General features: G+C 68.9%; 5 protein-coding genes. 2 read left to right on the forward strand and 3 right to left on the reverse strand.

The window, feature by feature from the left end; all coding sequences use genetic code 11:
• The first annotated feature begins 129 nt into the window (after positions 1 to 129).
• The gene (locus OG293_RS39525; RefSeq protein ID WP_405996658.1) at positions 130 to 1,149 is read left to right on the forward strand and encodes a hypothetical protein; all 1,020 of its coding nucleotides are present in this window, start codon (positions 130 to 132) and stop codon (positions 1,147 to 1,149) included.
• A gap of 118 nt (positions 1,150 to 1,267) precedes the next feature.
• Positions 1,268 to 2,158 carry a hypothetical protein gene (locus OG293_RS39530; protein ID WP_405996657.1) on the forward strand — a complete coding sequence of 297 codons (891 nt, stop codon included), beginning with the start codon at positions 1,268 to 1,270 and terminating at the stop codon, positions 2,156 to 2,158.
• Positions 2,159 to 2,224: 66 nt separating this feature from the next.
• Here OG293_RS39530 and OG293_RS39535 read toward each other — a convergent pair whose 3' ends face one another.
• The 3 genes from OG293_RS39535 to OG293_RS39545 are packed head-to-tail and all read right to left on the reverse strand — an operon-like array spanning position 2,225 to position 9,254.
• The gene (locus OG293_RS39535) at positions 2,225 to 4,849 is read right to left on the reverse strand and encodes an RNaseH domain-containing protein (protein ID WP_405996656.1); all 2,625 of its coding nucleotides are present in this window, start codon (positions 4,847 to 4,849) and stop codon (positions 2,225 to 2,227) included.
• Positions 4,843 to 8,100, reverse strand: coding sequence for a hypothetical protein (locus tag OG293_RS39540; RefSeq protein ID WP_405996655.1), 3,258 nt, complete (start codon positions 8,098 to 8,100; stop codon positions 4,843 to 4,845). Before OG293_RS39540 ends, OG293_RS39535 begins: the two co-directional genes overlap by 7 nt.
• Positions 8,097 to 9,254 (reverse strand): hypothetical protein, encoded by a 1,158-nt coding sequence (locus OG293_RS39545; protein WP_405996654.1) that lies wholly within the window; start codon positions 9,252 to 9,254, stop codon positions 8,097 to 8,099. Before OG293_RS39545 ends, OG293_RS39540 begins: the two co-directional genes overlap by 4 nt.
• Positions 9,255 to 9,792 lie beyond the last annotated feature (538 nt).

Below are 9,792 nucleotides of genomic sequence, written 5' to 3' on the forward strand. Positions count from 1 at the left end.
TCGCGGAACTCTTCCGGACAAGGCTTGGGCCCAGCGATTCTTCCCACCCGCCCCGCAGGGCAAGCCAGTTCAGACGTCACCCGATCATGCAGCAGACCCGTTGTCAGAGGCGGCGTGTAGCGTCCGGCCGTGACTTACGGACTGACCCGCCTGCTACGTACCGAAGACGACTGGTCGGACTTGCTGTGCTTCCTCGCCGAGCTTGATCCCGAGCCGCTCAGGTCGGCCTTGCGCCTGGCTCCGGGCACGATCACCGTTCGGCGCGAGGTTCGGATGAAGGCATACAGAGGTGCGCTTACCGGTCGGGTCGACTTCGTCGTCCTGCTGGACGGCGTCGAGCGCGCGTTGATGGAGATGAAGCTCGGCGCCGGTGCGCACGGCGAACAGTTCGCGGCGTACGACGCCTGGGCGGAGGCGAAAGGCATACCGGCAGCTGACCGCTACCTGGTGGGCCCGAATGCCGATCCGATCCCGGACGGCCCGAGTACCTGGTCCCGTCGGCTCACTTTCGACGGTCTCCTCAGCGGCTGGAACAGTTCATCGGACGACCTCGCCCGGCTGCTGGCCGTCCGGGCGCATCAGCAGCTCGTGGCGCTGGAGGCCGAGGCGACCGGCCCGGCGGACCAGGCCTCGATTGTGCTCAGCGACGCACTGCGGCTGCGGCGACTGGCGCGCCTCACACAGACTGCCGCCCCAGAGGGCACGGTGTTCAACTTGCGGCAGCACTCTCAGATGGGAGCTCCGAACATCTGCGCTTGGCGGGAGACGGAAGACGGCTATGTCGTGGCCGAGATCCAGCGCCTGCAGCCCAGACGCGGAACGGACAGCCCCTTCGAGATCCGCATCATGGTGCAGACGCCGGAGGCCACTTCCGCCGCCAACGGATCCCTCGCGGACCGCCATCAGAAATGGCTCGCCCGCAACAGCTTCGTCCAGCACGCAGGCCACAGCGTGCATGCACTCGTGATGGATGCGGAGGACGACGGATTCAAGAAGAGGCCAGGAGCGAAGGGCCATCCGCAGTACTACGGATACGAGGGTGGCGGGCACGGGAGCTCTGTAGTATTCCAGGACGCGGTCGACCTGAACGACATGGTCACGGCGTTCTCTGCCCTCCTGGAGTACCTCGCCACCTACCCAAAGCAGTAGGCCAAGCCAGAGCGCGCTCCCGGCGGAGGCCCGCCCGCCGCCGATCAAGACCACGTCAGCCCCCAGAAGAAAGATGGCGATGCCCCCTTCGATTCCTGCCAGCGTTGCGGCCGCTGACATGCGTCGGCTGGGCAACGCCGAGCCCCTGGAGCCCTACCCGGGTCGGGCCCGCGACCCCTGGATGTGCCGTCACATCCCGTGTCAGCAGGTCATCTATCCGAACCGCAACAACGTGATGAGCGGGCAGGGGGCCTGCATCTGGTGCGCGCCGAACGCCCCGAAGAACCCGGAAGAAGCTGCGGCGGCGATGCTGGAACACGGCTTCATCGTGCTGGTGGACTTCCTCGGGACCGGTAAGCCGTGGCTGTCGCAGTGCGTCGCGGCCGGGCACATCGTGGCCCCCCGGTACGACAATGTCACCGGCCGCGACGGCGGCTGCCGGTTCTGCAAGCGGTACGGCCCCGGAGATCCGCACGAGGCGGTTGCCGACATGCGGGCCGTCGGCTTCCGCCCGCTGGAGCCGTTCAAGAACATCTCCTCGCCCTGGCTCTCGCTATGCGAGCGGTGCCAGAAGATCTCATCCCCCAGGCTGAACAACGTTCGGAACAGGGGCGAATGCTGCCAGCACTGCGCGCGTTACGGGCTGGACCCGGGCGCCCCGGCCCGCCTGTACGTCCTCTCCCACGCCGAGTACGGCGCCGTGAAGATCGGGATCACTGGACTGCGGACCCGTGAGGACCGCGTCGTCCGGTTCCAGAGCCACGGCTGGGTGCCGGCCGCTCAGATCCAGTTCGCCACGGGCGAGGACGCCTACCGCGTGGAGCAGAGGATGATCAAGCTGCTCAGGGCGGAGGGGCACCCGGTATTCCTCAGCGACGCACAGATGCCGATCGGCGGCTACAAAGAGACGTTTGACGCGGCGCGGGTCTCCGTCGGACGGCTGCTCGTGCTTGCGGAAGGAACGGCAGGGGGCGGCGTCGTCAGGCCGCGGTCCGCAGGGCCCCGGTGACGCGAGCCAGCCCCGCACCGCCGCGAGGTGCTCCGGCAGCAGCCCGCGACGCCCACGCCATACGGGCTACCCGCCGAACCCTTCCTGATCGACGAAGCCGGGATGCTTCTCATCAGCGCTCTTGGCCAGATGCAGCGGCGCAGGAAGGTTGGTGCGCCCGTCCCACATCGCCGCCTGCTCCGAGACCCGGGCGGCAAGACCGACCAACTGCTCCTCGCGCCAGCCACCACAGCGGGCGACCACGTATTCGATGCGGGTCATGGCGTGGAAGGGAACACCCATCTGAGCCAGTTGACCGCAGGGCAGAGTGCGACGCGTGTACTGGGTACCGGTGCGTTGACCGCCGGCATGCTGGCGGGACTGCCCGGAAAACAGCCAGGACACCACGTCCCCGTGATCGTGACGGTAGAGGATCTTCTCCGGCATGACCGGCTGCTGCGGGTTGGCCGGCAGCTTGCCCCCACCGCCGGTGCGCCGTGACGGCTGGGGTGTGCCCTGCCCGTTCCCCACCCGCACGATCGCCACATCCCGCCCTTGGGCGATCAGGCTCTGCCCGGGAACAGCACCGTCCCCGAGCCGGTCGTTGCACAGCCCGGGCCAGATCCGCTCACGCTCCTCGGCGAAGACAATGATCGGATACCGGTCGCCGAGAGCGGCCAGTGCCCGGTCCACATAGGTGCGCACGTTGTCCGGACCCCCGTGGTCCTCCCGCAGATGATGCCCTCTCTTGCCGATGGGACCGGCATGATGCAGGGCCCGTGCCTGGGCCAGAGGGAGCCAGCCCTGGTCGCTGTACATGAGAGTGGGCCAGTACGCGTCCTCGCCGAGCGGGATCCGCATGGCGACCAGCGTGATGGCCAGTACGGCCGGTTTACGGGGACGGCCGGGACGTTCGTCGAAGCGGTGGTAGCGAGTCCACAGACCCACCGCCACGGCCTCCCGGTCCAGAGCCGTGTCCTTCGCGTTGCGGTGGAAGGCGGTGGCGGCCAGACGGTTGTCGATGATGCCGGAGTCGGAGTGCAGGCTGCCGAGCGCGATCTGCACCGCATGGTCGTCCTTGTAGGCGACGTCCGGCTCCGGCAGACCCGCCTTGAGGGCCCTGGACCGCGCGACCTTCTCGGGCGTGTTCAGCCGGTAGGGGTCGCCGGGGTCGGAGTCCATGGTGATGAACTGCGAGGGGATGCCGCGCTCGGCGAAGAGCCCTTTCAGTGCATGCTTGGCGTCCGTCACCCCCGCTTCCTTCTCCTGCTCGCTGGGGTAGCGCGTCTCGCACAGGGCCGCGACCAGGGACCGCCCAGCACCGGGCTTGAACCAGGGCAGCGTGTTCAGAATCAGACTGCGGTCGTGGCTGCCGTGGCGGACCAGCTCGGGCAGCCGCACCGCCACGAGCTCATACCCGGGCGCCAGGACCACGGGCTGCTCGTCGGGCAGCTCGGCCAGTTCGGGCTGCGCGTAGTCGCGGGCCAGCTGCCCCATCACCCGCGTGTGCCACTGCGCCGACTCGTACAGCACGACGGTGCGCACCGTATCGAGGCGGGCACTGGCCATGGCGTCGGCCATTTTGTCGGCCGGCACGTAGGGCGGCAGGCTCCCGCCCGGCTTGCTGATCTTGATGGATGTTCCGGAGTAGACGACGGGCTCCTTGCCGAGGACCTGCCCGGCGTGTTCCTCGAGCCGGGCGTGGAACATCGCCCCCGCGCCCTTGTCGATCGGGTGCTTGCCCGTGCGGTGCACCCCGCGCACCTCTGCCAGCTCGTCCAGCCCCGTCAGGGGCGGCTGGGGCAGGCGGCCGACACCGCAGGCCTCGACGATCTGTGCCGCCGCCCCGCGGTAGAGGACGGCCGAAGGCTGCATGAATCCGTCCGGACCCTTCTCCCACCGTGTGGTGATCGGGGCCTTGAGGATGATGTCCGGGTTGACGGGATGGCGCAGCAGGACGTTGCGGATGCCCTTGTAATGGGTGGCGACGCGCGAGATACGCGCCGACAGATGCGCGATGAGAGTCTTTCCGCCGGGGGCGGGTTCGACCTCGATGTGGATGCGTTCCATGGCGTAGCCGGCGATGCGCCGGCGTTTGCCGCTCTCCTCGTCGATCCACGTCCGTTCGTGGACCAGCGGGGCCTGCCACGCCAGCAGGTCGCCCTCACTGTCGAGGTGGAACCGCAGCGCAGGCAGCGACTCGTCGAGCGGGAGCGGTTGGGCGGCCAGCATGCTCGCCAGCCGCCACCCGGCCACCCGAAATGCCCAGCGGGGACCGGTGATCCGCCCCATGGTGTCGCGGTGCAGCAGCGAACTGAGCGGCTGGGGCCCGTCGTCGGACAATTGCAGCAGGGCGGCGAGGGTGTCACGGCCGTCATGCCCGTCCAGCCGCGTCTCCCACTCCCGCATCAGAGTGCGTACCACGGTCTCGTCCAGTGGCCCGGGCGTGACGATCACGCTCCGCCCGGCCCATCGGCCGGTCCTGGCGGGCCGGTCGGGGTTGGTGAACACCAGCCGCTCTCCGGTCACGGCACGCGCCGCCGTCTGCAGGGACGCGATCGGCTGCACGGCGTCCTTGCCCCGCGGCTTCGGCAGCCGCCGCCAGGCCGGCGCGAACGCCTCGTCCTGCGGATAGACGTGCACCGTGCCCAGCAGCCGGTCATCCAGCGCGAAAGACAGGGTGAACAGGCGGCCTCGGTTGTCACTCACCATTCGCCCATCTCCTCTTCCTCATATCCGGTGGGGGAGTGCTCCGTCAGCCCCAGCAGGGCATCGGTCATGGTGGTGCGGTAGACGGCGTCGATCAGCGGCATGTGGTCCTCGGCCTGCCATTTCCCGCGCAGCTGCTCAAGGAGGGCGGGCAGCGTGGAGTCGGCGGCGGTCTGGGTGAAGGCGGCGTCCAGCAGCCGCAGCCGCCCGTGATCCCCGCCGCGGCGGGTGCGCCCGCCCAGCTGGATCAGCCGGGTCAGGATCTCCGCGACCACGGCGAGCTTGACGTCCTCGCCCAGCGACTTGAAGTAGCCCTGCCCGCTGCGTATGTCATCGAAGATCTGGCCCGCCACGATCCGCAGCCGCTCCAGCTCTGCTGCAGGCTCCGGACCGGGCCGCCGCCGTCGGTAGGCGAGAGAGTTGACCAGGGACAGCAGCACCGGGGGGTCTTCCATCACCGGAATGGGCCGGTTGACGAGGCAGGCCACATGCAGCAGGGAGCGCCCGTCACGGTCAACGATGTTCAGACCACGCTCGACCCGTGCCATGGGGGCGATCAGGTACCGGCACCGGCCGTGACCCACGGCGTGGGGGAACTGCTCGAGCCGGTTGCTGGGGATGGGCACCCAGCCGGGCGGCATCCGCTCCAGCGAGGCCATCTCCTGCGGCCGTACCGCCACGCAGATCTCCGATGCCGCGACTCCCGCGTCGATCATGCCGCGGGCGAGCGCGGGACCGGCGTCGTAGGCGGTCGGCGCGAGCAGAGCATACGCCCGGTGCGCGGTGGCAGGGTCGGCGGCCACCGCGTCGAGCTGCGGGGGAAGGTCCTGGCCGACGCTGCGCCCCATGGCCGTATAGGCGCGCTCCCGGTTCACTCCGTCGGTGCCGGACACCACGATGCCCGCCCCGTTGTCCTGGCCGGCCTGCAGCTCGACGGTGAGGCTTCCATTGACGTCGTCCGGCACGTACCAGGCCGGCTCCGGCAGGAGGTGATGACGCGGCGCATACGGCATGAACGCCGTGGCGGACATCCCGATCACCGCCCGGCGGGTGCCGGTATGGGCGAGCGCGGTCACCTCGCCCAGGTAGGCCAGGTGAGCGTGCGGGTCCCCGACATAGGACTTCAGCCGCAGCGCCGTCTGGTGCCGGTCGCCAGGATCGAACGTCTCGGAGAACGCGAACAGCGCACGCCCCAAAGGACCGTAGGGGGCAGCCCGCCACGGCACGTGCGAGGCCAGCGCGTCCACCAGGCCGTTGCCGGCGGAGATCCCCGCCCCCTGCAACGGTGCAGCGACACCGACGATGCGGTGCAGGATGCTGCGCATCTCCTCCAGATACGCGCGCCGGGCCGCCAGCAGCGCCAGCGAGGACAGCCGCTTCTCGTCCGTCTCACCAGTGATCGCCGAAAATGCTTCCCCGATGCGCTTCAAGGTGGCGTGGGTGAGCCGGTCCGACCCGCCGGCCAGATCCGTGACCGAGGACAGCAGCTCCCTCAGCTCGGCCAGTCCCTCGACCTCATCGGCGAACTCCAGCGGCCCCTCCCGCTTGTAGAGCTGGTTAACCGCCTCCATCTGCTGCTCCGTGGGCCGCTCCCCATCCTCCAGCCCGAAGATCCGGGAGGCGAACATCCCATCCCAGCGACGCGGCACCACCATGCTGCGCCGCTCCCGGTCGGGATGGATGACCCCGCCGACGAGGTGGGACACGTAGGACTCGGCCAGCCACACCAGGTGGTTGATCAGCGGCCGCAGATAATGCTCAAGGCTCATCGGCAGCCGGTGGCAGTGCCGCCGGAACTGGCTGTCGAGCTCGCGGACCGGAGTGCGCTCCGCACCGTCCTGGGCCAGCAGCACCTGACGGGCCGCCTGGTCGAAAGCCTGAGCCTGCAGCGCATCGGCTTCGTCGATGATGACCAGATGACTGCGGTGCAGCAGGAGCTGTTCGGTGGTCATGCGCCGTCCCGGGGCAGGCCGACCCGTCACCGGCGCGTGGATGTGCCCGGTGAGGAAGTTCGCATGGTTGGTGACGAGGATGTCCGCCGACGCCGCGGCGCGGTGGTGGCGGAACTTCCCGCAGCCGCCGCGCCACGGGCAGGCCAGGGTCTTGTCTGCTTTCGGCCCGTTGGGCTTGAGCTGGTCGCACGGCTCCTGGCCCGGCGTCCAGGTATCCACTGCTTCGGAGGAGGTGGTGGCGTGCCCGGTCAGGGGGCAGCTGTAGGACATCTCCCGGTACACCCAGGTCCTGAAGTCCGCATCGTCGTGCGGGTTGCCGGCCGTCTGCTCGGCCAGATCCATCATGGAGGCGGGGGAGACGACCGGCGTGACCTGCGCGGAGACCTCCAAGTCGGCCAGATCCTGCCGCAGCCGGTACACCGTGGCCAGGACCTGCGCGCTCTGCGGAACGACCAGCGAGATCACCCGGCCCTGCTGGGCGCACCACACCGCGACGAGTTCACTCAGGACGTTCTTGCCCATGCCGGTGGGGGCGTGGAAGACCCGCAGCGGCCCGGCCTGGACGCGCAGGAGCTCGCCCACGTCCGTGCCGTCGCGGCCGCGGGCGTGGCGCCTGATGTCCGCGACCGCCTTGCGCCGGTAGTTCTGCCCGCGCAGCTCATCGAGCCGGCCCGCGATCTCGTCCAGGTCGGCGAAGGGGATCACCACCTCGTCCGCGACCGGGGCATCACCCAGTTCCTGCACGACGCTGGGAGCAGGCGACCCTTGGTAGTCGACGTCGTAGAAGACGTTCACCACCCGGCCGGACGGGCTGAGCGGATCCTTGATCCGCAGGTCGCTGACGTAGGAGCCGGGCGGCGCAGGCTTGGGCAGTAACTGCCCCTTGGCCGCGTTGTCCTCAAGCTCGTCCAGCAAGGCATCAATGAGGGCTTCCTCGTCGCCGACGGGAAGGATCAGCACCTGCTCCTTCCCGTCGGCCGGGGCGAACTCAACCGCCTCACCGCTGTCCAGGACCGCTGCCGTCTCCGTGACAAACACCGAATGGTGGGCAAGGACAGCCGGCCGCTGCCGCAGCATCCGCGTGATCCGCACCTGATCGGGCAGAGCCAGAGCAGTCCAGCCGTCCCACAGATGCATCTGCCCCGTAGCCAGGAAGTGCGCATCAGCAAGATCCACCACACACCGCCACGCCGCCTGATCCTCCAGCGCCCGGTTGGGGAACACCCGAGCGGCCAGCAGGATCGCCGCCCGCAGAGTCAGCGGCACGCTGACGGAGTACCTCGCGTTCTTCGGCGACGTCATGCGCCCACCCCCTTCAACCGCCGGGTCACGGCAGCCTTGAAACGGCTGACCGTGAACACGCTGTAGCGCTGCCCGTCAGCAGTCCGCAGCGCATCGAGCCCGGACTGCAGCTGATTGACCTGGCTGCGCCGGTAGTTGGGCACGACCACCGTCTCCCCGGCAGGCGGCCGGTCGATGATCGTCTGCGCGTCCTGGTGGTCCTTGACGTCCACCCGCCAGCGATGCCCGTCCGCCAGGTAGATGCCGACATCCCACTCGTCCAGGTTCTCCCAGCGCTCGACCCGCACCCCCTCCTGCTTCTCCAGCCACTGCATCAGGCCCACCTCACTCAGCCCGGGACAGGTGATGTATCGCCACACCCCCCAGTCCAGGCAGAACACGCCCTCCGCCGGCTCCGCAGCCGTCGCCAACCGGCCCCGCTCACCAGTTAGCACAGGCGGCCCACCCCGCCTGCCACCGTCCGGGACAAGACCGAACCGGCTCTGATGCGGCGGATACTCACACCGCAACTGCCCACCCCGCAGCACCATCGGATACCGGCACTGCGGACACGGCCACAACCACGATGACGCCCCCACCCACATCCGGTCCGAGGGAACAGGCCGATACACGTCCATCCGTGCCGCGCCACGCCGCGAGTACTCCTCGACCAACGCCCGCTCCGTGCCGTACGGCACCTCGGTCAGCATGGTCCGCGCCGCCACATAGCCGGCCTGCCCGCCGGAGCGGATGTGCCGAAAGGCAGCCCGCTCCGTCTGCTCAGCCGTTTGCCGAACCCACGCCGGAAGCCACGTCCCACCGAGATCGAAGTATCCGTCGTCCCCGTACAGGGCCTCCAGATAGTTCATCCCCGCCTCGAAGGCCTCCTCGGTCAGCTCACCGTTGTCCGTCAGGACAACCAAGTCCCCCATCGCAGAAGGCAGTTCGTCCCAAGCCAAAGGCACCCACTCCCGCAGGCGCACCGGCAGCAAGTCGATCATCTCGGCAGGCGTCGAAGGGCCGGCACCCACCGGCAGACTCGACAAGAACACCCCGTGCATACGCGACAGCTCCCGCCACGCACGAGGTTCCTCAACCCGGTTGATCCACGCCGCACCGGCCCGCAGAGCAGCGGTAATGATCCTCCGAGCGGCAACATGTTGACTGACAGGCACAGCTCATCACCCCTCCACGCCCCACCAGTGGTATTCGGGGCCATTCCAGACGGGCCAACAACTCCCGGAACCTACACGCCGGGTCTGACAACGCCCCCGAAAACCAACGAAGATGGGCCCCGCGACAGCGGGGCACCACAAGAAACCGGACATGCCGTCAGGCATGCCGCGGGGCCACCAGGCCCCGCCCCACCGGTTCTGTTGGCCCGCCAGGCCCAAGGCCCGCCCAGCCCCGGCACACCAAGAGGGGAGGGGAACCGGATAACTGTCTAACAAACCCTTACGACATCACGGCGTCGCAGGCGCCGACACACACAACCCCTGCCCGCCAGGGCAGGGAACCCCAACCACCCGAACCCCACCGTCATGCCGCCAGGCATGACACCCGAAACACGCGATAGCGGGGCCGCCAGGCCTCGGCCCTGTCTGTTCCTGTTGGCCCGTCAGGGCCAATCCAGCCAACACACAGTCATGCCGTCAGGCATGACGATGCGTCACCTTACGGGCCGTCAGGCCCGTAGTTGGCCGCCAGGCCAAC

The organism is Streptomyces sp. NBC_00829 (assembly GCF_045161795.1).
GTDB lineage: Bacteria > Actinomycetota > Actinomycetes > Streptomycetales > Streptomycetaceae > Streptomyces.

Excerpts from the sequence above, each read along its gene's own strand:
- OG293_RS39540 (WP_405996655.1), bottom strand. The coding sequence starts at position 8,100 with ATGACGTCGCCGAAGAACGCGAGGTACTCCGTCAGCGTGCCGCTGACT.
- OG293_RS39530 (WP_405996657.1), top strand. The coding sequence starts at position 1,268 with ATGCGTCGGCTGGGCAACGCCGAGCCCCTGGAGCCCTACCCGGGTCGG.
- OG293_RS39535 (WP_405996656.1), bottom strand. The coding sequence starts at position 4,849 with ATGGTGAGTGACAACCGAGGCCGCCTGTTCACCCTGTCTTTCGCGCTG.